The 25,315-nt window shown below is 45.6% G+C and carries 23 protein-coding genes and 3 pseudogenes; 4 read left to right on the top strand and 22 right to left on the bottom strand.

Annotation, left to right across the window (positions count from 1 at the left end; translation table 11 throughout):
* Positions 1–162 precede the first annotated feature (162 nt).
* Positions 163–1,104: pseudogene (gene traF / locus HC752_RS22420) on the top strand (conjugal transfer protein TraF); the annotation flags it as partial.
* A 482-nt stretch (positions 1,105–1,586) separates the two neighbouring features.
* On the opposite strand, the gene HC752_RS22415 reads toward traF, so the two are convergent.
* From HC752_RS22415 to HC752_RS22385, 7 genes are all read right to left on the bottom strand, one after another.
* Positions 1,587–2,057, bottom strand: a complete 471-nt coding sequence (locus tag HC752_RS22415; RefSeq protein WP_190337429.1) for a hypothetical protein — start codon at positions 2,055–2,057, stop codon at positions 1,587–1,589.
* Positions 2,058–2,153: 96 nt separating this feature from the next.
* Positions 2,154–2,894 (bottom strand): IS21-like element ISVch3 family helper ATPase IstB, encoded by a 741-nt coding sequence (istB, locus tag HC752_RS22410; RefSeq protein ID WP_190337428.1) that lies wholly within the window; start codon positions 2,892–2,894, stop codon positions 2,154–2,156.
* Between the two features lie 10 nt (positions 2,895–2,904).
* Entirely contained in the window at positions 2,905–4,359 is a 1,455-nt protein-coding gene (gene istA / locus HC752_RS22405; RefSeq protein WP_190337427.1) for an IS21 family transposase, read from the bottom strand.
* Positions 4,360–4,411: 52 nt separating this feature from the next.
* Positions 4,412–5,059: a DNA-binding protein gene (locus HC752_RS22400; protein ID WP_190337426.1), complete on the bottom strand. Its 648-nt coding sequence runs from the start codon at positions 5,057–5,059 to the stop codon at positions 4,412–4,414.
* Positions 5,060–5,346: 287 nt separating this feature from the next.
* The gene (locus tag HC752_RS22395; protein WP_190337425.1) at positions 5,347–5,979 is read right to left on the bottom strand and encodes a hypothetical protein; all 633 of its coding nucleotides are present in this window, start codon (positions 5,977–5,979) and stop codon (positions 5,347–5,349) included.
* Positions 5,976–6,317 (bottom strand): hypothetical protein, encoded by a 342-nt coding sequence (locus HC752_RS22390; RefSeq protein WP_190337424.1) that lies wholly within the window; start codon positions 6,315–6,317, stop codon positions 5,976–5,978. The genes HC752_RS22395 and HC752_RS22390 overlap by 4 nt, the downstream gene beginning before the upstream one ends.
* A 163-nt stretch (positions 6,318–6,480) precedes the next feature.
* Complete coding sequence (locus HC752_RS22385) at positions 6,481–7,383, bottom strand: DNA replication terminus site-binding protein (RefSeq protein ID WP_190337423.1); 903 nt, start codon at positions 7,381–7,383, stop codon at positions 6,481–6,483.
* Between the two features lie 377 nt (positions 7,384–7,760).
* On the opposite strand from HC752_RS22385, the gene HC752_RS22380 reads away from it, so the two are divergent.
* A complete protein-coding gene (locus tag HC752_RS22380; protein WP_190337422.1) occupies positions 7,761–8,348 on the top strand; it encodes an OmpA family protein in 588 nt (195 codons plus the stop codon).
* Positions 8,349–8,360: 12 nt separating this feature from the next.
* Here the strand turns inward: HC752_RS22380 and HC752_RS22375 are convergent.
* The 15 genes and pseudogenes from HC752_RS22375 to HC752_RS22305 all read right to left on the bottom strand — a co-directional run.
* Positions 8,361–8,657 (bottom strand): annotated as a pseudogene (locus HC752_RS22375) (transposase); the annotation flags it as partial.
* Positions 8,658–9,015: 358 nt separating this feature from the next.
* On the bottom strand, positions 9,016–9,858 hold the full coding sequence (locus HC752_RS22370) for a hypothetical protein (RefSeq protein ID WP_190337421.1): 843 nt from the start codon (positions 9,856–9,858) through the stop codon (positions 9,016–9,018).
* A gap of 32 nt (positions 9,859–9,890) precedes the next feature.
* The gene (locus tag HC752_RS22365; RefSeq protein WP_190337420.1) at positions 9,891–10,526 is read right to left on the bottom strand and encodes a YncE family protein; all 636 of its coding nucleotides are present in this window, start codon (positions 10,524–10,526) and stop codon (positions 9,891–9,893) included.
* A gap of 157 nt (positions 10,527–10,683) precedes the next feature.
* Positions 10,684–11,247, bottom strand: coding sequence for a flavoprotein (locus HC752_RS22360; protein ID WP_190337419.1), 564 nt, complete (start codon positions 11,245–11,247; stop codon positions 10,684–10,686).
* A gap of 38 nt (positions 11,248–11,285) precedes the next feature.
* Complete coding sequence (locus HC752_RS22355; RefSeq protein WP_190337418.1) at positions 11,286–11,747, bottom strand: group II truncated hemoglobin; 462 nt, start codon at positions 11,745–11,747, stop codon at positions 11,286–11,288.
* A gap of 59 nt (positions 11,748–11,806) precedes the next feature.
* Complete coding sequence (locus HC752_RS22350) at positions 11,807–12,691, bottom strand: GNAT family N-acetyltransferase (RefSeq protein WP_190337417.1); 885 nt, start codon at positions 12,689–12,691, stop codon at positions 11,807–11,809.
* Between the two features lie 17 nt (positions 12,692–12,708).
* Complete coding sequence (locus HC752_RS25325; protein WP_190337416.1) at positions 12,709–13,845, bottom strand: acyl-CoA dehydrogenase family protein; 1,137 nt, start codon at positions 13,843–13,845, stop codon at positions 12,709–12,711.
* 18 nt (positions 13,846–13,863) lie between these two features.
* A complete protein-coding gene (locus HC752_RS22340) occupies positions 13,864–14,607 on the bottom strand; it encodes a thioesterase II family protein (protein ID WP_190337415.1) in 744 nt (247 codons plus the stop codon).
* The gene (locus HC752_RS22335; RefSeq protein WP_190337414.1) at positions 14,604–16,229 is read right to left on the bottom strand and encodes a GMC family oxidoreductase; all 1,626 of its coding nucleotides are present in this window, start codon (positions 16,227–16,229) and stop codon (positions 14,604–14,606) included. The genes HC752_RS22340 and HC752_RS22335 overlap by 4 nt, the downstream gene beginning before the upstream one ends.
* 11 nt (positions 16,230–16,240) lie before the next feature.
* The gene (locus tag HC752_RS22330) at positions 16,241–19,555 is read right to left on the bottom strand and encodes a non-ribosomal peptide synthetase (RefSeq protein ID WP_202987914.1); all 3,315 of its coding nucleotides are present in this window, start codon (positions 19,553–19,555) and stop codon (positions 16,241–16,243) included.
* A gap of 437 nt (positions 19,556–19,992) precedes the next feature.
* Positions 19,993–20,376, bottom strand: coding sequence for a putative quinol monooxygenase (locus tag HC752_RS22325; RefSeq protein WP_190337413.1), 384 nt, complete (start codon positions 20,374–20,376; stop codon positions 19,993–19,995).
* A complete protein-coding gene (locus HC752_RS22320; RefSeq protein ID WP_190337412.1) occupies positions 20,376–21,788 on the bottom strand; it encodes an aromatic ring-hydroxylating oxygenase subunit alpha in 1,413 nt (470 codons plus the stop codon). The genes HC752_RS22325 and HC752_RS22320 overlap by 1 nt, the downstream gene beginning before the upstream one ends.
* A 53-nt stretch (positions 21,789–21,841) precedes the next feature.
* Positions 21,842–22,636 (bottom strand): phytanoyl-CoA dioxygenase family protein, encoded by a 795-nt coding sequence (locus HC752_RS22315; RefSeq protein WP_190337411.1) that lies wholly within the window; start codon positions 22,634–22,636, stop codon positions 21,842–21,844.
* A gap of 218 nt (positions 22,637–22,854) precedes the next feature.
* Positions 22,855–23,889: an IS630 family transposase gene (locus HC752_RS22310; protein ID WP_190337410.1), complete on the bottom strand. Its 1,035-nt coding sequence runs from the start codon at positions 23,887–23,889 to the stop codon at positions 22,855–22,857.
* A gap of 214 nt (positions 23,890–24,103) precedes the next feature.
* A complete protein-coding gene (locus HC752_RS22305; protein ID WP_190337409.1) occupies positions 24,104–24,385 on the bottom strand; it encodes a phosphopantetheine-binding protein in 282 nt (93 codons plus the stop codon).
* Positions 24,386–24,710: 325 nt separating this feature from the next.
* Between HC752_RS22305 and HC752_RS22300 the strand changes: the two genes are divergently transcribed.
* Both HC752_RS22300 and HC752_RS24855 read left to right on the top strand, forming a co-directional pair.
* Entirely contained in the window at positions 24,711–24,905 is a 195-nt protein-coding gene (locus HC752_RS22300) for a hypothetical protein (protein ID WP_190337408.1), read from the top strand.
* 282 nt (positions 24,906–25,187) lie between these two features.
* Positions 25,188–25,315 (top strand): annotated as a pseudogene (locus HC752_RS24855) (IS982 family transposase); the annotation flags it as partial.

Genomic DNA, 25,315 nt, shown 5'->3' with positions numbered 1-25,315 from the left:
ATCCAAAAGGTGAGAGAGCCACGGTTAATGAGTGCTTGATTGTATTGCTTCCAGTTGGTGGTTTTGTAACAAGGTTTAGGCATTGGGCTACGAGGTGAAGTGAATGTAGCTGATCAGATCGTAGGTTATTGATTTAGTTCCAATGAATTACGCAACAAAGCCGGTTGGTTCTGGTATGAGCCTGAACCTGTTGAAGAGGTTGAAGAAGAAAAGAAGCCAGTTCCACCAGATGAATCTGCTGACTCAAAGGAAGCCGAAGTTAAGAAGCCAAGCGAAGTGGTTGTTAATGTCTCATGGTTACGTGAAAACTTACCCAATCTACGCGACGCAGCTATTGATGACCCGATCTACGACAATGTACGTCGCTATTTTTACGCTCAGCGCGTGATGATGGATAAGGCAAGTAAGTTTGCTTCCGTTAGTCAGGAAGTATCCAAATTCGAAGTTGCACTTGATGAAACGCTTCGTCGACCGGATCACCAGACCGCGCTATACGATTTCAAGCTGGGTGCAAAGAACAGTCGTAACGCTGTTATCCAGGAACTATCAAAGCAAGTTGGTTTCTTTTTCTTTTACACCTCAAATTGCTCCTACTGCTTGAAGCAAGCCCCTTTGTTGAAACGGATGAGTTCTGACACGGGCATTGATGTCCTTGCTGTTTCACTCGATGGGCGCCCACTGCCCGGTGGTGAGTACCCAGATTATGTAACCGACCCAGGCACTTTGCGTGAACGCTTGCAGGTCATGGTGACGCCAACCATCTACCTCGTAAAGAAAGACGGCTCTGAATTTCACAATGTTGCGGCCGGGCTTACATCACCAGATGAGCTGATGCGCAGAACTGTAATGCTCGCCAAGCGTCAAGGCTGGATAACAGAAGAGCAATACAACTCAACGAAAGAAGTTAAAGAAATCCTCTTGGCCGATGACACGAAGGAAAAACTTGTCGTCGACGAGGAAAAGGTCTTCTCAGACCCGAACTATCTAGCTGACAAGCTACGTCAGAAATTCCAATCGCATCGTGAAAACATCGAAAAAGGGATGTCTTATTTCTCAAGTGAGTTTGAGAGTACCGTTGATGTGGTCAGCAATGGGTTGCCATGAGCTTAACCACATCAATACTACATAGGGAGCTATTCGTTATATATAGTAACTTTCAGGGTGTATAATGTGTACTAAGGCAGCATTTTGCTGCCTTTTTCATACCCGTAATGTGTGCAGGTATAAAGTGTTTCGTATGTATTGTGTATGCGTGTGAAGCACCACCTTCCTGCTAAGCCGCTGCGTAGCAGCCTACGTACTATCAGCAACATCTCTAGTTCAATATACACACCGAGCATACACAGTGTGTATAAACACCAGTAAGTCACAGCTCATTAGCATTAAATGGCTGGCACTCACTCGCTAATAAACACACTTTTTACTCTATACTCTAGCTGGCTCCCTTTTTTTGTAACTTACTCTTCGTGGACGCTAGGGAAAGTAGTTGATGTTGAAGGGTGTAGGCGCTCTGCTGTAGCTGTTTGGACCTTTCCTTTTCAGCCTCGAGCTGGTTAGCCACTTGAGTAATTCTCTTCTCAAGGGCCCTATTTGTTTTGATTGGTCGCATTCGAATCTCTGCTCTGACGTTCAAGGGCTTCGTTTCTTTCATTTGAGCGATCAAGTTCAGCCTGGACATCTGATAGTTCGTGCTTCCGGTTCAAGTGTTGTTCTGACTCGGATGCCCTGGCCTGTTCCAACTCTAACAGTTTGTGATGAAGTTCTGCTTTATCACGTTCAGCTAACTCCGCTTTTTCCTTCCATTCAGCGGCCAGAGTAGCTTCTTTATCACGTTGTGATTTCATGTCCTCAGCACGGGTAACCTCAGTATCGCGCTGCGATTGTAGTTCACCGACTTTCACTTCAAGGTTCAGTAGCTTATGCCTTTCTGTATCCCGTTCGTACGTCCTTTCGTCGACCGTTCTTGATAGTAAGAGAGCTTTGTCGTTAGCTTCAATCAGCTGCTGATTAACGGTGTCCAACTGACTTTCTAGGGAGTCAACTTGGGTGTTGAGCATTTCCTTTTCCTGCTGGGTGCGTATTTCGGTGATTGCGAACGCTTGTTTCGGTTTATTCCGAACACCTGAACCAGCACTTTTTCTCTTTCCCTATTTTTACTCTAAGTGTTCGGATTGCGCCAGTTTTCTCATTGACTCTCCTCCCAGTTCTATTCTATGACTATTGTGTACTAGCCGATCCATTAGAGCGTCTGCGACAGTGGCGTTGCTGATCATGTTGTACCACTCCTTTACAGGTAACTGACTGATGACGATTGTGCTGCTGTTTTGGTAACGATCTTCAAGCACTTCTAACAAGTGACCTGCATGCTCTTGAGTCAGTTTTTCCATCCCCCAGTCGTCGACGATCAGTAGAGCTTTCTTAGCCAACGATTGAAGTTGTTTTTGATAGCTACCATCCAGACGAGCTGCGGTCAGATCATCAAGCAAGCGAGTTAGTCGGTAGTACCTGACGGTTTGCTGTTGGTCACAAGCACTGGTTGCCAAAGCGCAACCAAGATAGGTTTTGCCTGAACCTGTCGGGCCTGTGATCAAGATGTTCTGGTGCTTGTGCAGATAACTGCCCGTTAGCAGTTCGCTCATCTGTTTACGATTGAGATTTCGTCCCTCTTTGTAGATGAGTTGGCTCGGCTGAGCATCCACTCTCAGTTTTGCTTGTCGTTTTAAGCGTTGGATTTTGCTCTGATTACGATTCAAGATTTCACTTTCCAGGAGTAAGCTTAACCGCTCCTCGAAGTCCAGCTCTGCGTAGGTGGTCAGTTGCTCTTGTTGCTGCTCTAACGCTTTCACCGCATGGCTCAAGCGGAGGGTTTTAAGTTGGTCATTAAGTGCGTTCATTCCATTTCTCCTAGTGATAACAGTTCGGGCCACGAACATTGCTGTGAACAAGGTTCGGCGTATTCGCTTTATCTTTACTCAGCTGCCCTTCACGATTGTTCTTGAGTAGATTGTTGACGAAGGTGTAATTTGGTTTTGTCAGCATCAGTGCATCTTTACACGCTTGCTCTGGATTGAGCATCTTATTGACGACTTCTCGTGTGGCTGGACCGATATTGGCTCCCCAGTTGAGCAGGCGTCCAGGAGACCACTTTTGATGTTGATGATTACTCGACATGTGCTCTGGTTGGGTGCTGTTGCCGCGCTCTCTTTGACTGCGTGGATGTTGGGCGACCAAGTTACCTTGATGATAGATTTGCACCAGACGGTTGGAGGCTTCCAGTTCGACATGGTGACCAACAAGTTGATGCGGAACCGAGTAGTAGTGACGGCGATATTCGATGTGATAATCAGGCCCGACTTTGGCTCGTTTGGTTTCGGTATATAGGTAACGCTGTTTGGGGAGGGGTTTTAACGCAGGCTTATCGAGTTTGTCGAACAACGCTTTACGACTCGCGCCATACTGTTTCATCTCACGTTGGTTTAAGTCGTTCATAAGCTGACGGATGGCGAGATTCAGCTCTTTGAAGGTATGGAAGGTTTGGTGTCGTAGCCGCATCATGACCCAGCGCTCCACTAAGAGCACGGCATTCTCGGCCTTGGCTTTGTCTTTTGGTTTGTAGGGGCGAGCTGGCATTACGGCAGTTTGATAGTGATTCGCCAGTTTTTGATAGCTATCGTTAAGCCTCGGCTCATAGCGGTTAGCTTTGGTGACCGCACTGCGCAGATTATCGGGAACCAAGAGTTGAGGTACACCGCCGAAGTGTTCGAACGCATTAGCATGCGCCTCTAACCAGTAGGACTTACCTTGGATCGGGAAGGCTTCAACATAGGTGTAATTGGACGCGCCTAAGGTCGCTACGAACACTTCCGCCTCACGCACTTCTCCTGTGTCAGGGTTGACTACCTGAAGCCTCGGTCCGCAGTAATCGATAAGCAGCTTGTCACCTGCCACATGGAGCTGGCGCATGCTGCATTTTTGGGTTTTGAACCAACGAGTGAAGTGCTCGCAGAACTGAGTGTAAGCGTAAGCTTGCTCTTGATATTGCTCATGGTATTCCTGCCAGAGCAACATCTTTGTCATGCCTTTACGCTTGAGTTCGACAGCGTACTGAGTGAAGTCTGGCATAACCTTGTCTCGACTGGCTTTCTTCGAATGGTATAGGGCTTTGGTAAGGTCTGTATCACTGCAACCTTCTGGGAGAGGCCAGCCTATCTGACTTTGTTTAAAGCGAGCGACAAGCTCTGAGACCGTTGCAAGGCTGACATTGAGACAACTGGCAATACTACGGTAGGACAACCCACACTCGTACTTAAGGCGTAATACCTCTTTGATTTTGTTCATTGGAGTTCTCTTTTTAGCCATTGTCGCTTCCTTAGGTTCTTGTTTAAGAAGTAAAGAATAGCGATCTATTGATTTAAAAGAGAAAAAGGAAGGGTATCGGGCATTCCGAACACTGATTTCGGAGTTCGCCTAAAAATGTTCGGATAATCGCGGAATGTGCGTTCGGATTAAACCGAAATGGCTGTTCGGTATGCTCCGAAATACGCAGCTGGGATGCAGAAAAGGCGCCTTGTAGACCTTTATTCTCATCCCTCAGCTCGTCTGTTGTTTTAGAGGAAGCTGTTAGCTGATCTGTTAGGGATGATATTTTCTCAGTGAGTTGACGAACCTGAGATTCGTAACCTGTGATTATATCGTTGGCATCACCTAACTCTTTTTCTGCACTAGCCATCAGCTTCTGGCAGGCTATGGTTGTCTCTCTGGCTTCATTAACAGCTTCCTCAACGGATGCAGCGGCTTGCTGGGTTGCAGTCTTGTATAGTGAATTGGCGACATCGGCAACCAAGTTAGCCAGCAGTGGTATCTCTTCCTCTTTCTGCTCATCTTCATCCTGCTTGGATAGGTATTCCTCCCAGATTCTTTGAAAGCGAGTAGAGTTTCCGCCTTTCAGATCCTTCTTTATGGCGAAGCCAGTCACTGACACAAGAGGTTTATCTTGATCTGTGCTGACCTTGATTCCCGCATTGATGATCTCTTCTTCGCTGAACTTTGCCGACCTCATCGTTGTTACCTTTCCATGTATGCTTACAATTGATTGTATATGAAATAACCTGAAACTAACTTACCAGAGCACAAACATACGAACAAACAAACTAATGAGGGTTGTGGGCTTTTATTTGGTGGCTGTATCGAATAGGGAGGTGAGTTGGGTGCTATGGATGGCTGTCAGGTGAAAGTTTAATTGAGGTTGAATCTATTTTGACGCTGGCGGGAGGGTTTCTGCACCCGAATTACAGGCAAAAAAAACCTGCAAAGTAGCAGACCTAGAATGGAGTAGGGTGGTTAGTCTTATCTGACTCGTGAGTAACCTAAAAAGTCAGGCCAACTTGTCCACTCATTGGTTTTGTCGTAGTGCTTGTCTGGGTTACATGGAACTACAAGAAGCTTTTTATCTTTCCGACGACCCTCTCTGAACTCAAGGTAGCTTGTGAACTTGTATGACTTAACAAACTCTTTAGCTGCTTCAAACTTAAGGTAAGGGTCTTCTTTAGGGCAAAGTAATTCTGAGAACTTCACCTGAAACTTCTTGTCTGGAGCAGAGTGGATGTTGTCCGGGCGACCTCCATTCTTTGAAACTTCCCGGAACTGAGTGACGGTTGTGATCTTATTGTCTACGAACCATTGCTTAGTCTGTTCCAGATCCAAGAACTCATCTTTTTGAACTTGAGTAGCTTTTGTCTCGGTACCTAAGAAATCTGGCCAACCTTTCCATAAGCCACGACGACCATAATACTTTGACGGGTCACCAGGTATATTGCGCGGCCTTGGAACCCCACCTTTACGCTCATTATGGTGATCAAACCATTGGCGCATACTTTTGATGCCATGTTTGGCAGCATACACTTGCGCCTGATCATAGCTCACTGTATCTTCTGGCGTGGCCAAGCCTTCGGTTTGTTCTTCTAGTATCTTCTCGGTCATAGTCCACCCCTCATAAACTGCTCGCTCACAGCTCTTTTTGGATACAGTAAATCTTCTGTTTCATTAACATCGTTGCAAGCTACTGATGCTTTAGTTGAGCTTTGTATTGTAACAGCTTCGAACTGGCTAATGGTTATAGCTTTGTCATTTCTTACCAGATCACTAATCGGTAATGAGTTCAATTCGCGGCCTATGAGTTGTGAGTTGGTTCCCAAAAACTCAGCCCAACTCTTCCACTCGCCACGCAGTCGAAAGAATTTTGCGGGGTCACATGAAATATTAGCTGGAGTTGGTACACCACCTTTGCGCACATCATGGCACTGGAACCAGTGATGCATGCTTTATTATACCATTTTCAATGGCGTAAGCCTGAACTGCAGAATAACTTATAGCTTCTTTCTGTTTGGTCAGACCAATTTGTTCTTTTGCAATATGCAGAGACATTTTCGACACTCACTTTGCCGCTTAGCCTCGGCTTGTTATGGCCGTGGCTTACGATAATTAACAGCTTCGTTTCTCATAGAGGTGAAGCCTTCCAATGATAGGTTTTCCACCTATCACAGAATCCGATCTAACACAGCGTCTGAAAGCAGCGTTGAAGTCTAAAAGTGGAGAAACGCATATAGGGCTTTTCTGCACGATTATCAGTGGAAGATGAGCACTTAACTGTGGAGCCTCATCGCAATCCAGATTTACAACAGCATTAACTTTCGCAGGTCGTTTGTGCCTAAGCTCGATACTCGCGGATAAACGTTGAATATCAGTAATTTCTCGATTTAGAAAGGTTTCCCAATCATCAGGGTCAGTATTCAAAGGAGGGTTCTTTATCTGCCCTTTGATCTTTGCTATGACCTCTTCACGAGTCGTCTTAGTAGTCACAAACCGCTGTGCCCAACAAAAGCCAAGTTGGCTAATGTCAGAGTTGACGGCATGAAGCCGCCTATATAGTTGTTTTGTTATTAAGCCCGGAAAAAGCCCATGAACAATGTCGTGCTTCTTCTTGGCCCCCTCGATCTGCTTAACCAATTCCTTGAACTGGTCTTTTTCGTGATTTATCGCTGATACAAGGGCTTTAACCTTACTTCTGTCAGCGTCAATCTGTATGTAACCTGGTAGACGAAAAACAGACTTCATCGACATACCATCATCTGCGTAGACCTTGCGGAAAGCATTCATTGCTTTGAAGAATGCAGCTTCGCCGGTAACAGCGCTTACACTGATTTCACTAACTTTGTTATGTTCTTCACCACTTGCAACAGGGGGTAACTGAAAGACCTGAGCAGAAACGAGTTCAGAGCTGTGAATCAGCCCTCCTAAGTCTTTGAACAGTTCGTCTATCTTGTTCATTTGATAGCGAAGTTCACTTTCGATTTTAGGCTCAGTCTTAGTCGTTCCCTCGGGCATACATCCCTACCAATCTTGCTGTGCAATTTGTTATTGATCGACCGCTTTATTATCGATCATTCATTGTACACACATAATAGTTAACCAATTGAAAATGGTCAATATTTATCATGCAGTACTGTTCATAATTTTTCATTTTTGATGCCGTGGTAACACATTCTGTTAATGCGCTAGCTTACGATGTTAATGTGCAGCGTGTAGGGTGACTATAACAACTATATGATGTGTGAAAAACCACCTAGATCCACTACTTGTTGATTTGTAACCAGATCGAAAATTGTTTCATTGTTTATAGTTTGACATGTGAGTATCCATGTTCAACAAATGCCGTTGGAATGTATAACTAAAAAGTTAGATTTCGAAGTAGGGGTATTCATATGAAGTGTGTACATGCAGCTTGTATAGCTGCCGGATTGATTGTAATGGCAGGATGCTCCTCTACAGAGCATGTCGAGAATAAAGAGCAGATGTCTTCTTTGGAAGCTACCAGTCCAGAAGCTGTGTTCTACTCGAAGATTGATGCAAGACTGCAAACGATTGAGGAAAACCGGAAGCTCACATTAAGTCGTATCGAGCAAATTCAACTGGCTGTTGATGCTGCGATGGCTGATCGGGTAGAACCTATTTTGATGGAGCAACCGAGGGAGAACCAGGTGTACTTCGTCTTTAGTGAGTCGAAAGTTGAAGGGAAGTGGACAACTCTGCTCAAAAAGCATGTTGACTACCTGCATAGCGACAAGAGCATCCGTCTTATGGTTGCAGGTTTTACCGACAGTAAAGGATCAGCCAAGTTCAATCTTAAGCTTGGTCAGAAGCGAGCTGATAACGTATGTGCGAAGCTAGTGGATTTGGGCGCTCGTAAAGAGCAACTAACTTGTGTTTCTTATGGTGAATCTCATCCTGCCGACCCAGGCAACAGTGATGATGCTAGAGCGAGAAATCGCCGTGCGGAATTGCTTTATTAACCTGAGATCTGGTTAAGCGACCACGATGCCATGTATATCTAACAGTTCAGACTCTTGGGCTGTTAGATTCAAACTTGGTTTGTCATCTTTCAAGCAATAAGCGATAAGACCACCGACTAAGTTCAACATAAAGCCATGAATACTGCGATGTCTCGAGTGTTCAATGTAGGAAATGTTCTTCAACTGATCGTTCACTGTTTCAATGATGAAACGATTTTTCAGCAACGCTCTGTCCCACAAAGAAATAAACTTTTTCTTCATGTTCTTTCTGATGGTGGTGATTAACTCAACGCCTTTGTTGAGTAGTTCTTGTGTACTGATCCCTCTTAACGTCTGTGTCAACAGAGGCCCTTTAAGTGGGTGGAATTGGTTGACCTCCGCGTCACCGTTGAGTGCAGCTAAGCGTTCAGCACCCACGGGATCAAAAGAGGACGCAAACTCAAAAAATTCACGTAAATTAATCGGCAATGAGCTGTTTTTAACGCGCTCATTTGGATCCCCTAAATCCCATGCTATAAAGTCGTGATCACCAAAAATATGGCAACTCGCACACGATGCCTCTCCATTACTTGAAGTCAGTTTGGCATCGTATAAATAGGGGTGCCCCTTTACGATGGACTCAGGCTCAGGATTAAACAGTGTGACGTGATCAACTTCTTGCTTGGTTCTAAACACCATTATCAAAGCGCGTATAGACATATAGAGTTTTATCGTTATCAGCCAGCACCAGCCCACCTGGACCACCTGCCGAGAGCTGAATATGCGACGCCTCGCTGGGAACAAAAGTATCATTTTCGAGCGCAGTGGTATTAAATGTGCCAATAGCCTGAGAGCCAAATGCAGCCACATATAACATCTGTCCATCTTGGCTAACGACCATTTCCAAAGGAGTGGACAGACTACTAGCCTTAACCTCAGCGGGGGCGACAGGCTGATTATAGTCAATGTGCTTATTGAGGTGACGAGGGATGACATTATTGCCACCTTGATCATGTTCATCCGCCGATGTGATCACAGTAATTCTCGACTCTGCAATATGTCCTCGCAGCGATTTGCCATTATAGCCCTCGCCAGTAAAGCGTTTCATATTTTGCGCCTCGGTGTTGCTCACGTAAAGCACATCCGTACGCGGGTTCACAGCCATATTGAATAACGTCGTGCCCACAGATTGATGGAAGGCTACCTCCTGTAAATCCAGCGCATCTATGACAAAAACATCTTTGTCCGGCAGATGCATACGTACACCATTGCTCCAGTTTCTTCCCTGCGCATCGACAAACTGGCCAGTATTGAGGTCATTATCAGCCGGTCCTGCATTAGGGTCAAACTGTACTATCAAACTGGTTTCTGGTGCTTTGAACCCTTCAAAGTTTTCAGCAGGCGCTGGCAACCCTCCGGGTAAAACTCCTTTGCCAGCAGCGTTGACGGGACCATTTGGTGACGCTTGACCATCCAGTGTTTCACAGGGTGCCGCATGTTCAAAGCCATTACAAATAGTGAAATTATTCACGAGGGCAGTTCTATTATGTGAAAAGTGCGCAGCTAGACGCGTTTTCCATCATTACTGACCGCCAATGCACGGGGAGACTCCGAGAAAAAAGACATTATTTTGAGTGGCTTACCACCCAGTTCGGCACCCAATTGATGACTGTCAAACACCCAAACATCTGCGCGTCCGACCCCCGGTGTTGTCAACTGTGGATCGCCGGCACCTGGTACACTGGCAATGCTCGAGTGGGTTCGGTGTTGGCCTCGATGTGCCGTCGCAACAAATAACCTCGGACTGGCGGGACCACTGCCGTCAGGCTCTGTAACGACAATGTCACGAGGTTCATCACCGACCAGAAGTGTCTTACTAACAAACGCGCTTGCAGGGTTTTGCACGTTCACGACACTGACACTGTCCGAAAGGTGGTTAGCAACAAACACAATGTCATTGCTTAAAACCGCCACGGCAACGGGCTCCATCCCCACCATGACTGAGCCAAGTAGTCGGGGCGTGGTATATGTAATATCAAAAATTTCCAAACGGTTATCTGGAATGTTAGTCACAAACAAACGTTTGCCATCAGGGGATATCGCTAAAGGTCGAACCGGACCACTTTCAAACCCGATAAAGTCTGGTTTATTGGTGTTGGGTGTACTCAACGCTGTTGTTGGGAACAGCAGACTCATCATCAGCAGGCAATACCACTGCCAATGCGCATATATGCTTTGTCGTTTATCTCTTCTCGCTTGGTACATACCTTCTAATTATTGTTGTTGTGAAAGCCAACTGGAGAAACACGCAACACCCAGTTGACCTGTTTTCGCTTTAATACCTTGGCGCGCTTTGTTAACTTCCAATGTTGTCGCGTAAAATGGCGATCACATCCTCTGGGCTTGGAAAAGAAGGGTGTCCCACCATACGTGCCAGCGATACATCAAAGTTTTCGTGCCAAACCGGCTCGACCACTTGATAACCATCTTCTCGCAATTGCTGCACATTTCTGCGTACAGCGGGTTTTTCCCACATACTGGCCCCCATCACTGGAAAAAACAGCACGGGATAAGTTGCAGCCATAATAATGGTGGCGAGTCGATTAGGAGCACTGCCCGTTGCCACAGCTGCTAAGGTGTTAGCAGTCGCAGGCATCACGGCCACAATGTCATGATCAGCAATGATCCTAGAAGGTTTATCCGTTGGCCAATCTTCAGGCTTTTCACCACTGATCACCCGATCTGCGAACAGTGCGATGGTGGCCGCCGGAATAAAAACCTCGGCTGATTTAGTCATCAATACCGTTAAAGTACAATCTATGTTGGCTTTAATTGTTTGCAAATACTTGGGAAGTAAAACGATATCCACGGATCCAGAGACGCCTATCAGGATACGCGCTTTCTTTTTATGTTCGTCCATCTTTTTCTACCAATAATTAGTGTAATTTAGGTTAATACTTACTCGGTCCCCGGAGGCGCTTCTCCCCATCCCCACCGCGGCACGGTTTCTCGTTTTGAGGGGGGCGCATCTGGTTGCGAATTAGCCAGTGCTCGTCGAGAGCCCCATTCGATGTATGCTACAAAAGCGGAACGAAACTCGGGATCGTCTGGCAGCTCAATTTCATCGGCTGTTTGCAACATCAGTGCAACCCAGCGCTCTCGCTGCTCCGGCTGGATCTTTCTCCCTCGATGCCTTCGGATCATGGTTTTAAAGCCACCGCGCTCTTCGGTATAAATCGAAGTGCCGCCGAGTACCTCTTCAAACCACATTGCAACATGAGTGTGATGGTCATCTGCCATATGTTGGAAAAGCGGCTGCAGCAAGTCATCTTGCTTCACTTTTTCATAAAATTTTTCTAGTAGGGTGGCCACGGTTTCCCGTCCCCCCATCCATTCAAATAATGTCGGCTGTTGTGTCATTATTTTTCTCTTTATTCGGGCGTGATTATGTCTAATCAATGGCGCCTTATGCGCTATTATCAGCCGAGTTCCAATGATGCAATGGCTTGAATTTTGTGCTTTTCACCTTGTGGCTCTGTGCCTCTGTACATGCGGAATGTATGAAATATCTCTTCATACCCTAACGCTTTTAAGGTGTTGATAAAACCAAGATCCAACGTCGGTGCATCAATTGTTACCTGTGTGCCAAGTGGCACCTGTGCCATCGCCACAGCGAACAGCTTCTCGCCGACCGCTTGATTTTCGGCATATAGAGGACCCAATCGGTAACCATCTGTAGAGCGGCGGATCCCGACCACACCTAAGACCCCATCACCAGACTCAATTAAAAAGCCGTGACGCCCCTCTCCGCTGAACCAATTTTGCAATAGCGCAGCACGTGAATAGCCAGTAATTTTCGCATCAAATTTAATGACCGCTTCGATATTGTCAGCCGTAATATTTTGCACGCCTTGCGGTGCATCAACTTGTTGGTTATGCACCCCAACCAACCTCGAAGTTTCATAGTGAGTGACAAACCCACCTTTTTTGTAATTTTCTTCCTGTTCAGGCATGCCATCAAGCCCAACTGAGCGCTTGTCACAGTGATGAAATGCATCGTAACTCAAACGCAACCCATACCCTTTACCACGGGCACCAGGTGCAACTAAATAAAACCCAGCATAGGCATACTCATCACTATAATTAACAACGGATACCGAAGCGACCGGCTCTCCATTCACATAGCCCAAGTAAAAGCCCTGATCATCAATATTAAAAAAGCACTCGGTATCACCTAGACCCAAATCCCACTTTTCAGCGAGCGCCCATTCATTAACAATTTGCCACTCTTCCAAAGTAGCAGGTTTTGACGTCCACGACTGGTGGTCCTGTGTTAATTTATAACTATCTAATTTTTCGCTCATTATTCTCTCCAAATTTGCTAAAGACCAATCGACTTTCCAATTACTTCTTGCAACACTTCACTGGTGCCACCATAAATTTTCTGCACTCTGCTATTTACCCAATGCTTCCCCATACTGGAGTCACTCATGTAACCCGATGCGCCGTGCAATTGCATGCACATCTCAGCCACTTTGACCTGCAAATTGGTTGTCCATAACTTGGCTCGTGCCGCGTCATCGACATTGAGTTTTTTGCGATTAAACTTGTCAATCGCATCATTGAGATAGATCCGGGCAATCTTGACTTCGGTATCTAAATTGGCGAGTGTGAACTTATTGTGTTGCAAAGAGCCTATAGGTTGACCAAATGCAATACGGTTTTTGCTGTATTCCAGCGTCTCTTTTAATATGGTTTCAGCGGTGGCCACTGCTACTGACGAAATACTTAAACGCTCTCGGGTCATGGCCGTCATAAAATAATAACTGCCCATGTTTTCACGGCCGATTAGGTTGTCTACGGGCACATGACAATCCTCAAAATAAAGCGCTGCAGTGTCACTGGCATGCCATCCTAACTTCTTCAACGCGGCACCTCGTGTAAAGCCACTCAAACCTCGTTCAAGGACCAATAAGCTCAGTCCTTGACCGCGTTGGCCGCTGCCCGTTTGTACCGCGGTTACAACGATGTCAGCGTTGACGCCATTGGTAATATACGCCTTGCTCCCATTGACCACATATTTTTCTCCGTCCCGCACTGCTGTGGTCTTTATTTCTGTTGAGTCAGATCCGCCTCCAGGTTCAGTGGTGGCAATAGCTGCCACTTTTTCACCGCTACACAGCGCTGGCAACCAACGTCTTTTTTGTTGCTCTGTGCCATGCGCATTGATGTAACTGGCCAAAACATCGTTGTGAGAAATAATGATAGGTGCTGTCAGTCCAGCGCTGATCAGCTCTTCTGTCAGTATAACAGTATGAGAGATGCCCTTGCGACCTTGACCACCATACTCAGGATCAATCTCCATACCAAGTAACCCTGCTTCACCCATTTTTCTCCAAAATGAGCGATCCACTAATCCCTGTTGCTCCCACTGCGCTTGATAGGGCACAGCTTCTCGTTGCAAAAAGTCTCGGCAGTATTCTCTAAACTCATTGTGCGATTCGATATCTTTACTCACTGCTATCCCCTCAGTTCCCTAACATACCGGTTGCTCAGACACTAACCCTTGCAACATTTCTCGCTCCACCACGTCCCAATTGTCATAAATGGCAAAATGGTCGCCAGCCACTTCCACGTGTTTTGTTCTGCCAGTGGAGTGCTCCTGCCAAGCGAAGACATCCCGCTCTGGCACATCAAAGTCTTTTGATGCGGTAATAAGGGTTAGTGGCTGCTTAACTCGCATGTGTTTTAACGCGCCAAACTGACTTTTCACTGTGTAGTCACTGCGAAGCTGCTTGATCAGTCGGTTGGCAATCAAAGGCTGGTTAAGTACTGCCTCGGGCGTGCCTTTATCTCTTCTGATTTTTTCCAAGATCGCTTCATCGCTTAGCAAATGCAGGTTTTCCTGTTCTTGCACGCAGGGGGCAGGCGAGGCAGAAATGATACTAAATGTCGGTCTCATCCCGTATTTACGCTCTAGCAATTGGTTTACCGCCATGCTGATCACGCCACCAAAGCTATGCCCAAATGTGATCCAATCCTGACACTGATCTTGTGCACTGACATAGTGCACATGTAACGCATCGGCGAGTTTATTTACTAACTCGTCCAACTCTTGAATGTGTGCCTCTCCACCTAATGCGCCTCTACCTGGGATCTCAATCGCTTTGAACAACAGCTGAGGCTGTTCCTGCGCATATTTACTCCACGCGTTATATACCGCAGCTCCCGCCCCCAAGTGCGGAAATGCGTATACAACTCTTTTTTTATCCACACTCATTGTAGTACTCCTACTTTTAAACTATTGGCGATCCGCTCCGCTACCATAATGGTGGTTAAATTGGTCGGCATCGACGGGACACGTGGGAACAGCGAGGTATCGGCGACCGTGATCCCTTCAAGACCATGAAGCTTGCCCTGTTCGTCAGCGGCTGTGCCCGCTTGACCGGGCTCGCCCATACACACAGTGCCTGAGGCATGCCAACCAGGGTTTACGAGGTTTTTCATCGCATTGTGCATAACAACATCATTGTTGATCATGGAGTCGGACCAGATAGGAATGTCCTCTAGACAGTCAGCAAGTTTCTCGTGTTGTATCACCGACCAAATCTTTCTCACTCCACCTATCAAACGCTTTATATCTTCATCGTGTTGGCGAATAGGAAAATCTATCACAGGGCTGGTTTTTGCACATGTCGTTTCAATAAACACCCGGCCGCGTGCCTGAGGCCGCATTAACATCACCGAGGCGCCCACAAGCATGGTGTCTTCCCCTTGTTGACTAAATCTCGGTACCGTTTTGCTACTCACATTGTTGAGCAGGCCAATTTGCACATCAATTTGGCTGTCATGACCACTGGGTAATCGGGCGGCGACCTGTCGCCATGGTGAACCAGTGGTGCATAGCGCTTGTTTGGGCTTGGCCCACAACACTACGGCACTGTGATCTTGTAAGTTGCCCCCTACAGCAGGTAAATCTGCCACCACAGGGATCCCGAGCTTGTCTAAGTGAGTCGCATCCCCCACGCCTGAACGCTGTAAAATTGCCGCGCTGCCAATCGCGCCAGCACAGAGCACCACATGTTTCGCCTGTAGTTCACACGCTGAGTTGCCTTGTAGCACCCTGACCCCAGTCGCTTTGTTTCCCGAAAACTGCACATGAGAAACCATAACATCGGTTAAAACATGGAGGTTTTTCCGCCCACGCATAGGTTCAAGATACGAGCGATACACATCCAATCGCTCTGCTTCGTGACCAACATTGGAAGGGACCAATCCCACACTTGTTTGCTCACCGTGGTTTAAATCTTCAGTATAGGGAATGTGATATTCTTGACAGATCTGAGAGAAGAGCACATCCAATGGGTGCAGTTCAGCCTCAGAGGGCCGCCGGATCCGCAAGTAGCCATCTTTACCATGGCGGTCGGTGTCGCCAAAATCCGCATCTGCTTCTAAATGATCAAACCAGGGCTTTACTTTATCCCATTGCCAGTTTGGACAGCCCAGTTTAGCCCATGTATCAAAGTCACTGGGAAACCCGCGCAGCGCCACAGCGCCATTGACCGCTGATGAACCGCCCATCACTTTGCCCGCTTTGTAGCCAAATAATTTATCCGGCGCACGCTTGCCCGGTTTCGCGGGCGCCTCAGGCTGTTCTGACAAGAAGCGATTACTGCCACTGAGGTTCGCTTCATAATCCCAATTATACCCATCCAAAACCAATTGAGAGGCATCTCTTAGTGGACTATTTTCCTCATTTGCATCCGAGTCCTGACCTGCCTCAAGTAATAGCACCGAGACCTGCTCATCTTCAGACAATCGAGCAGCCATGACACATCCGGCCGTTCCGCCCCCAATAACAATGTAATCAAAAACTTGATTATGTACTTCATCGCTGTACATTGACGCTTTCCTTATTCTACTTCGGTCTCGTGGTCCTTGTGGATGAGTTGGGCAAAATATTGAATATTTGAGTTCATAAATAGCCCTTCCACGATCTCTTGTTCGGTATCAGTATTGATGCCAAATTGCTCTCTGATCGTGCCTATTAGCGCCACAGCATGTAATGAGTCTCCACCAATATCAAAAAAGCCGCTGGTCACATCGACCGAATCATGCTGAAGCTGCTTGATCCAGATATCAAGCAGTGCAGCTTCGATTTCATTGCCCGCTTGCACACTTTGCTCCACCTCGTTGTCCAGATCTTGCCAAGGGCTAGGCAGTTCGTTGTGACTTATTTTTCCGTTGCTGGTAAGTGGCATCGCATCCAGCACAATATAATAAGACGGGATCATATAGTTGGGGAGTTCACGCTGGGCGAGGTTTCGCAACTGGGTTTGCAGCGCGTCATGATCTAACTCAGCTTGAGGCTTATCAGAAACAATCCATGCGACGATGTGCCTCTGTCCTGTTCTTGGGTGTGCAGGCGCCCCCACCACGACATGACTAATGTGTTCATGATCCAATAAACACACTTCAACTTCACCAAGTTCAACTCGATAGCCGTTGATCTTAACTTGATTGTCTTCTCGTCCTAAAATCTCAATGTACCCATCGGCGATGTATTTTCCTAAGTCACCAGTTTTATACAAGCGCTCTCCCGTTACAGGGTGGTCAAAAAAGCGCTGGGCAGTTTTTTCTTTATCGCCAAGATACCCTTGTGCAACCCCTTCACCGGCAATGTACAGCTCACCTGTCACCCAACGCGGGCAGTGAGACAGCCATTCGTTTAATACATGGAAACGTTGGTTTGCCAATGGCTTGCCGTAAGGAATACTCGACCATTTGTCATCAACGGCTTGAATAGGGTAGAAAATAGACCAAATGGAGCCTTCGGTTGCGCCGCCCAAACTGATGACTTCACAGTGCGGCAATACTTCTTTGATGCGGTCGGGCAAATCAACCGGGATCCAGTCACCGCTCATCAATACCAACCTGAGTTTTGACTGAGATAAATTGTGGATATTTTTGTCTACCAACGCTTTCATTGGTGCCGGAACACTATTCCAAATTGTCACGTCATGCGCGATCAGCTCTTCATACCACAAAAGCGGATCTTGTGCCGATTCGGGCTTGCCAAAGACGACCCGTCCTCCAGCACCGAGCACGCCAAAATAATCGTATACAGATAAATCAAATCCAGCAGGGGCTACGGAGAGTACCGCATCATCACTGCTAACATTAAAGCGACGATTAATATCTATTACCGTATTGGCGGCGTTGCGATGGGAGATCATCACGCCTTTGGGCTCTCCGGTGGATCCTGATGTGAAGATCACATATGCCAAATCATCCAGCTCGGGAACGGGGGGTGATACTGTTGATACAGTCTGCGTAGCGTCATATCCGAATAAGTCACAGTGCGGGACATCGCTGATCTGTGTAAAATCAGCTAGGGTATTTGTGTCTCCAACCACCCCTTTGGCATCACAGCGCTCTAGTAATTTCACTTTTCTGGCACTGGGTAGATTGGGGTCTATCGCCACATAAGCGGCTCCCGATAACAAAACACCGACTATCGCAATGACCAGATCTGGGCCTTGTTGCTGAGTGACGGCCACTATATCATTGGCGCAGATATTGACATTGCGACCGATCTGATTGGCAATCCACTGTGCTTTGTTGAGCAGCTCTGAGTAAGTGACTTGGCGATCACCTTGTACCAAGGCGATCTGATCAGGATATTTGTGCGCTGCGTTTAGCACTAAATCTTGTAGTAAAGTCGGGTCGAGCGCTATCTCCGTGTCATTTGCTTGTTGTCGTGCACTGGCATCCTGCTCAGGTAAATCAACAACCTCACCTTGCTTATCAAACAATTTTTCATCACTGGCACAGGCATTTAACAACATCAGATACGCTTCTTGCATCTCTTGGATCATGCCGTCTGGGAATAACTCTTCAACATAGTTCCAATTTATCGTTACTTGCCCTTGTTCATAGGTAAGCTGATTTTCTAACCACAACTGTGGCGTTGTATTACTCATATACCGACTGTGAATACCAGGCCAAGAAGGGCTTTTCACGACTTCTTGTAGGTCATAGTCAAGTGTATTACTAAATACCACAGGGAATGATGCCGCGCGATTTGATTGACTTTGCTTTGTCAGCGCTCTTAGCACTTTGATGCTATTGTGGGACGAGTGCAGACGATTGCTGATGATGGATGACTGTAAGGCCAATAATCGCTGGGAAAATGTCTCGTTTTTTCCTCCCTCAACAGGCAACAACACAGGTTGTAAAAAGTTACCCACCGTGTGTTCTACACCTTCAAAATAGGGGCGACGACTCATTTGGGTCACGGTCAGGGTGAAATTCTGTGCCTTTGACCACTGACGAACCACCTCTGCATAGGCGCCAAGAAATAAAGTTTCGAGTGTCATTCCGCCGTTGTGTGCAACGACTCGCAGTTGCTCAATGAGCGTTGCTGGCAAAGATTTAGACAAGCGACAAAATTGTGGTTGAGACAGTAAACTAGGTGCCTTTTTTAACGGCATTTCAGGTGCTTGTGGCAATTTATTGAGTTTGTCTTCCCAGTATGCCACATCTTTTCGACCTTGCGCTTCATCAGTGAGTAATGCTTCACAATTTAAGTAATCACTGAAGCTAGGCCGTGATTGCGTGGCCACAGTGCCATTTTGATAATGGTCAAACCAATCTTGTAATACGAGATATACGCTGTGCATATCGACAAAAATTAAATCAAAATAGATTGCCAGGCGAACTAAGCCCGTGTCTAGACAAATGGCCTTGATCACAAAAGAAGGGGCTTTATCTAAAGGTAATAATGTAGTCTCTAACTCATGGCGATGTGCGACCAATGCAGCTTGCTGTTCCTGTTTTTCCAAGCCTGATACATCCAGTGTTTCAATTTGGTAGGGCGACACCTGTTCGAGCACTTTTTGTTGGCCATCACCGCTTAGTACCGCGCGTAACATTGGGTGCAGTGAGATCACATGATTGAGAGAAGCTGTTAATGCGTCAATGTCCGCATCTTCAACATCAATCTCAATATAAAAACTGCTAGAGCGGCCTCCTAGCTCAACGCCTGGATTTCGACCGATCACATAAGCATATTGAATATCTGACAAACTAAAAGGAATTGTGCTGTCAGTGCTGACATGCCCTTTCAGGTGCGCTTCATCTAACGGTAACTTTCCCTCTAATAATGCACGTACTTGCTGTGCAAATAGAGCGGTATTACCATCGGTTAATTCGGGAGCAGAGCTCAAGTGGATTTCACTATTTTTTAATTGAATTCGTTGCTTAAATGCACCCATGTTCATAATATAACTTCGCACCAATAAAGATTATCTTGTTCATTTTGAGTAAACGTTGACGGCCTATCTACTCACACCAGTAAAGCATTAGCTAACAAATTTTTGCGCTCACCACTTGGCATCGCTGCCAGTGTTCACATCCATATTGCTGAAGCAGAGGATACTGCCACTACATCCATCTTACTGTACGCGCCTAGACAACACGGTGCTCACATATAAAAAAGCACCTGCTCTGTTAAACGACAACTAACTAAGCTTTGTTTAAAGCGGGAACCCCCACTTATCAAAGTTTTCACTTTATAAAAAGGCTATCTAAAATAGCGGACATCGGTACCCCACCTTTGCTGTATGCCATAACATGTGTTGCCGCCTTATCCGTCCACCTAGCCTTAACTCGTCGGTTCCAATACCTTACGAAAACCGCATCGGGTCTCATAATAAATCGGGTTCAAAAAAGCCAGTGGCCCTCTGAGTTTATCTAATTCGCTTTTTGGACCATGTACCTCATAGCGAAATATTGTCGCCAAATGCATTGCCTGGCGGTTTAACTCATCAATATTTTGCAAATGCGCCAAGACGCCTTCTGCATCTTCATAGCACTCTTGGCAGTGGCCCTTGTTACCATCAAAAGAAAAAATATAATGCATACATTTAGGTTCATTGGCCGTCTTGGCAATGAACTTGTCACAGTATTCTAAAAATTCAGCCACATGTTTATCTGGGATCTCAAAATAAGGCTTTGTAGACACACATGTTTCATTGTTGACCAGCATTACTCGCCTCCTAGCTCTTTATTCATGTACAGGTTCAATGCATGGTGAAAGTGCTTGATCCGCGACTCATGATAGTCACTTAGATACACTTCCTGATCTGGCCCTGATAGCAAGCCATCATGCATGTTCTCAATATTCACCATATCTTGGTCGTACACATGACCTAGCCAATCTTCCAAGACGCCAGCTTCTTCATAGGTATCACCTGCAGCCATATGAACTGTTTCCACAGCGGGAGATTCAACTTCGCTTTTCGGCTTATCTTCAAGAAAGAAGATATCGAAAATACATTGGCTGTGATCATTTTTATTCGGCCTAAAGCGTAAAATAATCGGCAGCGTGATCCCACGGAACAAGATGATATTAGGAAACAAGGTATACTGCAGCACATCTAGAGCCTCAGCATCGGACAGATGCATATGGTCTTTGCCCGTTTTTAACGTATGCTGGGCGCGCATGATATCTGCCATATATTGCCGAGCCGTTACCCCTTGACCTAACTGAGGCGGCGGCGTATCAGGGTTGCCAAGATGCACATTGTAATGGAAGTGGTCCATGATCTCCTGCTCGGTCAGCTTTTCTCGACCTTCACTGACCTGCAGCCCCACGGCGTGAAAGCTTCTCGATATATGGCGGACACCCGGAAATGTATCATATTGCAATATATCGCTCAGATGCGCCCATGTATGACCATGGGTCTCTTGGGCATGCAACCCTTCCATAAAGGACTCCATGACGGTTTTCCAATTTGCAGGTAACACTTGTTGACTATGTTTTACAACAACTTGCTCGCCGTAAAAATTATTGGCAAGCTGCTCAGGTAAAATCTCTAAATAGGATTTAAGTGACTCTGCATCTGGGTCCATATTAATGAATACGAACCCATCCCACACATCGACACGTACTTCTAGCAGTGGCATCGACTTCTTTTCGATTTTGGAAAAGTCCCACTCATATGGAATTTCAGTTAATTCACCCTCTAGAGACCAAGTGAAACCATGATAGGGGCATCTGATACATTGCACACTGGTGTTATGCTCAACCAGTTTACGTCCACGATGGCGACAGGAGTTATAATATGCCTTGATAACCTTGGTCTCACTCAAGCTTTGAGGCTCATCGTCTGACACACGCACAACTATCAAGGATAGATGGCCAATCTCATAGACATAAGTATCCCCCTCTTCAGGGATATCTTCGACACGACACGCCATTTGCCAAACGCGTGACCAAACTTTTTTCATCTCCAAATCATGGTATTCAGCTTCGGTATACCGGGCTTTAGAAATAGAGTGAAAATCATATTGCGCCGAAGAGTGCATATGCATATCCTCCGGCGGGGCTATTTTATCGGTTGCGATCACATCCTGATAACTTGTGTATTTGCCGTTTTTTGGTGCCAATTTATTCATGTTGCAACTCTGGATCCTTGCTAATTCTGATAGTAATAAAAAGGTGTCATGGATTAATACCCACCAGGATAACGCCGCTCGGGATCCCGAGGGTAGTGACCAAGGTATTTTCCAAACTGCCTATACCCAAGTAACTGCTTAGTTCTCAGTGGTAACTTCTCGACTGTTTCTGGTGCAAGCGACAAGTACGGGTTTTCGGCTTGCCTTAACCAACCCAGGCTATACATGGTGGCTAGCGCACTGCGCGAGTGAAGACTGTCATTACTGCCTCCACCGTGATATGTGCTGCCCAAATAAACAACCGCTGACCCTTTGCTCATCACCGCAGAACAGGCTTGATCATACGTCGGCTCATTGTGAATACTGCGATTATTTTTCACCACCAAGGTTGCACCATTGTCATGGGTAAACTCATCCAATGCGACCAAGCAACTAAACATTAAGTTCATACCCTGCATTTGGATTGGATATTGTACGTCATCTCGATGTATTGCTTGCTTGTCTTCGCCGGGAAATATTTCAATACCTACTGACTTATCTATCTGATAATAGTCGCAGTGTGGTAGCAATATATTATCCGCGATCTCAAGGACCCGAGGATGACTACACACCTCAATTGCTTTGTTTGAGTACTCAAACAGCCTCAGGGCTCTGCGGGTTTTAAACCCATAGAACTTGGAATTGGCCTTGCCATGAAATGCATCATACGCTGGTTCGATTTCGGCTTTTAATTGCTCGGCTTCATCATCACTAATCAACTTTTCAAGAATAACCGCGCCATCTTTTAAAAGTGCAGTAATGACCTTCTCTATTGGTGCGTTATCATCAAACGACTGCAAACTATCCATGAGTTTTCTCCAAAACTTCTGACCTATAACACCACTTAATGCGCTATATCTAACTACCTGTTAGTGCGCACTCAGCGGCTGTGTAACAGTATTGAAAATATGTCAGCCGTTTGCATGCTCTAACAGCTTTCAGTCGCGTAAAAACACAGCGATTGCGCACAACAGCAGATCATATTATTTATAATTGGCCTATCTAAAATAACAATTCATATACCCACTTAACTCGAAGATACTCGCTTGAGCACCTTCAAGTTATCATTAATTCGAGACGACAATGAGCTTGCGATCTCTGGAAGAGTCACAGTAAAAAACTGCTCTATTGCTCTCTTAAAGTCGCGTTTATTTTTAAAGTAAACGTTATTTCTCGACTTCTCGTTCATTACCTTCCATAGCCGTTCTATCGGATTGAGATTAGTAGGGCTATAAGGTGGGAGGTAATGCAGCTCAATATTAAGGGCAAATGTCGCATCTCTGACTAAATCACTGCGGTGATATCCAGCTCCATCTAAGATGATATGAAGCTTGTGCTCTAACGGGTAGCTCTCCCTTAACTTGCAGAAAAAGCGAACAATATTTTCACTATTAATGCTTTCGTAATCGCTAACAATGGTCGCGCTGATATCCGATAGGTTCAGCGCACCAACAAGATTCAGTCGGCTACGATTACCTGTCGTTTCCAACACTTTATCTTGACCAGTCCGTATCCAACCATGTGAAATTTTCGTCGAAAGGGTTGGATGGACAGCATCAATAAAGACTATCGATTCATCCTTGCCACAGCTCGCTTTAAGGGCTTCATAATCTTCAATAAACGCTTGCTGTTTAGCCTCATCAAACTTGTGTGGAATACCCTTAGGCTGTTTGTAACTGAAACCATTGTGATGAAGCCATTTATTCATGCTAGGAGCACTGTAGTGAACCCGATAGCGTTCCAGCACATAAGCCACAATGTCGTGTGAATGATGGTATGTATTTTCAGTTAGATACTGAACCAACTCTTGGGTTTGATGAGCAGATAGATAGCCTTGTGAGTCGCCATTCTCAGGCTTGAGCTTGTTCGATTGCAGGTAATCTTTGATATGTTGTCGAACAGTGGATTCATGAATAAGAAGTGCATCAGCAATTTCCTCGGGACTCCAACCATTACTCGCGTGGATAACCACTTTTATAGGGTCACGAACTCGTCCATCACGAGTCGTGCTGTGTTGGGTTTTGAGTTCTTGCTTCTGTTCATTGGTCAGAGTAATTTTCATAGCTGCTAGCATGATCCTCTATTCGAATAAAATCAAGTACCTTCAATGATCACGGGTATACACTTAACTTGTGGGATCCACAAGTTACTATTCTTTCCCGCATCTAGCAGACAGCAGACACAGGTAACCGCACTGGCATAGGGTATACGCATACGGGTAGAGTTGTGTTTATAAATTTCTTTTAGATATTACTTCTTAGAACGACAAAGTAGCATTAAGCAAATTCAGCTTCAACTAGCTTAGATACCGCCTTTACAAAGCCTTCGAATACAAAGAGGTCTGCTGCAGACTCATCGCCTTCATTAACCCGTCCCATCCATTCACCAATGGGAATACGAATACTATATTTCTCATCAATTAAATAGCACACATCCAAAAAGTCCATGCTTTCTATGCCCAAGTCTGAAAACAGATTGGTCGTTGGCGTGATCTCTTCACTATCGATATTGCAGACTTCAGAGAAAGTACTCTGAACAAACTGGTATATTCCTTCCATTAACTTCGCATCCTCGAAAAATCAATTTATGATATGTCTCAAATTATGATATGTCATTGAACATGACATTTTGATACTAACCCAATAAAAGATTCGGCTCAAGTCACTCTTGTACAAGAAAAATGAATGCAGCTCACCCTATACACCTTCTACAAATTGAAACAATTCCTATATAGGATAAATGATTGCTTACCAACCGGGAAAATGTGAAAAAATTTACTTTCCTGTAGATTAAGCACCTAATGGATATGATAGATTGATTTTCAACCTGTTATAAAATATATAATTTTAACAGGGGATAACAGACGAAGGAGTAGACGTGGTTATGAATACAAAAAAAGCAATAATATTGACCTTTGAAGCGGGTTACCAGTTAGGGTATTCGGATTCAAACAACGGCATACACATTAAGCTAGAAAAAGTGGTAGAACGCTTTATGAATAGTGAATTTGAGCCTGCATTATCTTCACAAAATGATATGTCGCGCTTTGCTGAGTTAGAAATGACCAGTGATAAATAGTTAATTTGTAAATAACTATTTACGTCTCATCTGTGCTTATCCTCAATTGTCATCAACTCACAGCCATACCGTGCACTCGGTATTCATTCCTTCACCATCACAGACCATGTCCGTGATTTTTCACGTGCACCGTACGTAATCTTGTTTTAAGCTACGCCTCTGGGCCCAGCTTGCAGAGCTCAGAACCTTTCACAATAGCGCGCCCCGACAATTTATCTCACGCATGAGACAAATTGCTAAGCCTGAATACGATTATTTTATTTATATTAATTAACCTGAGTTCTGGATAAGTTAATAGAAACATTTTGTGATGTCGATGATTTTTGCCAGATGTTCATTCCGCAATGGCAACAACAACTTATTGAAAGTGGGGATAGAAAGCGTCGCAGAACCTGTCGACTTACCCCAGC

It is taken from the genome of Vibrio sp. S9_S30, assembly GCF_014694455.1.
Lineage (GTDB): Bacteria > Pseudomonadota > Gammaproteobacteria > Enterobacterales > Vibrionaceae > Vibrio.
This window is presented reverse-complemented; position numbering and strand designations above follow the sequence as displayed.

What these genes read in the sequence shown, in the direction of transcription:
- HC752_RS22415 (WP_190337429.1), bottom strand. Translation starts at nt 2,057, where the DNA reads ATGCTCAACACCCAAGTTGACTCCCTAGAAAGTCAGTTGGACACCGTT.
- istB (WP_190337428.1), bottom strand. Translation starts at nt 2,894, where the DNA reads ATGAACGCACTTAATGACCAACTTAAAACCCTCCGCTTGAGCCATGCG.
- istA (WP_190337427.1), bottom strand. Translation starts at nt 4,359, where the DNA reads ATGGCTAAAAAGAGAACTCCAATGAACAAAATCAAAGAGGTATTACGC.
- HC752_RS22400 (WP_190337426.1), bottom strand. Translation starts at nt 5,059, where the DNA reads ATGAGGTCGGCAAAGTTCAGCGAAGAAGAGATCATCAATGCGGGAATC.
- HC752_RS22395 (WP_190337425.1), bottom strand. Translation starts at nt 5,979, where the DNA reads ATGACCGAGAAGATACTAGAAGAACAAACCGAAGGCTTGGCCACGCCA.
- HC752_RS22390 (WP_190337424.1), bottom strand. Translation starts at nt 6,317, where the DNA reads ATGCATCACTGGTTCCAGTGCCATGATGTGCGCAAAGGTGGTGTACCA.
- HC752_RS22385 (WP_190337423.1), bottom strand. Translation starts at nt 7,383, where the DNA reads ATGCCCGAGGGAACGACTAAGACTGAGCCTAAAATCGAAAGTGAACTT.
- HC752_RS22380 (WP_190337422.1), top strand. Translation starts at nt 7,761, where the DNA reads ATGAAGTGTGTACATGCAGCTTGTATAGCTGCCGGATTGATTGTAATG.
- HC752_RS22365 (WP_190337420.1), bottom strand. Translation starts at nt 10,526, where the DNA reads ATGATGAGTCTGCTGTTCCCAACAACAGCGTTGAGTACACCCAACACC.
- HC752_RS22360 (WP_190337419.1), bottom strand. Translation starts at nt 11,247, where the DNA reads ATGGACGAACATAAAAAGAAAGCGCGTATCCTGATAGGCGTCTCTGGA.
- HC752_RS22355 (WP_190337418.1), bottom strand. Translation starts at nt 11,747, where the DNA reads ATGACACAACAGCCGACATTATTTGAATGGATGGGGGGACGGGAAACC.
- HC752_RS22350 (WP_190337417.1), bottom strand. Translation starts at nt 12,691, where the DNA reads ATGAGCGAAAAATTAGATAGTTATAAATTAACACAGGACCACCAGTCG.
- HC752_RS22340 (WP_190337415.1), bottom strand. Translation starts at nt 14,607, where the DNA reads ATGAGTGTGGATAAAAAAAGAGTTGTATACGCATTTCCGCACTTGGGG.
- HC752_RS22335 (WP_190337414.1), bottom strand. Translation starts at nt 16,229, where the DNA reads ATGTACAGCGATGAAGTACATAATCAAGTTTTTGATTACATTGTTATT.
- HC752_RS22325 (WP_190337413.1), bottom strand. Translation starts at nt 20,376, where the DNA reads ATGCTGGTCAACAATGAAACATGTGTGTCTACAAAGCCTTATTTTGAG.
- HC752_RS22320 (WP_190337412.1), bottom strand. Translation starts at nt 21,788, where the DNA reads ATGAATAAATTGGCACCAAAAAACGGCAAATACACAAGTTATCAGGAT.
- HC752_RS22315 (WP_190337411.1), bottom strand. Translation starts at nt 22,636, where the DNA reads ATGGATAGTTTGCAGTCGTTTGATGATAACGCACCAATAGAGAAGGTC.
- HC752_RS22310 (WP_190337410.1), bottom strand. Translation starts at nt 23,889, where the DNA reads ATGAAAATTACTCTGACCAATGAACAGAAGCAAGAACTCAAAACCCAA.
- HC752_RS22305 (WP_190337409.1), bottom strand. Translation starts at nt 24,385, where the DNA reads ATGGAAGGAATATACCAGTTTGTTCAGAGTACTTTCTCTGAAGTCTGC.
- HC752_RS22300 (WP_190337408.1), top strand. Translation starts at nt 24,711, where the DNA reads ATGAATACAAAAAAAGCAATAATATTGACCTTTGAAGCGGGTTACCAG.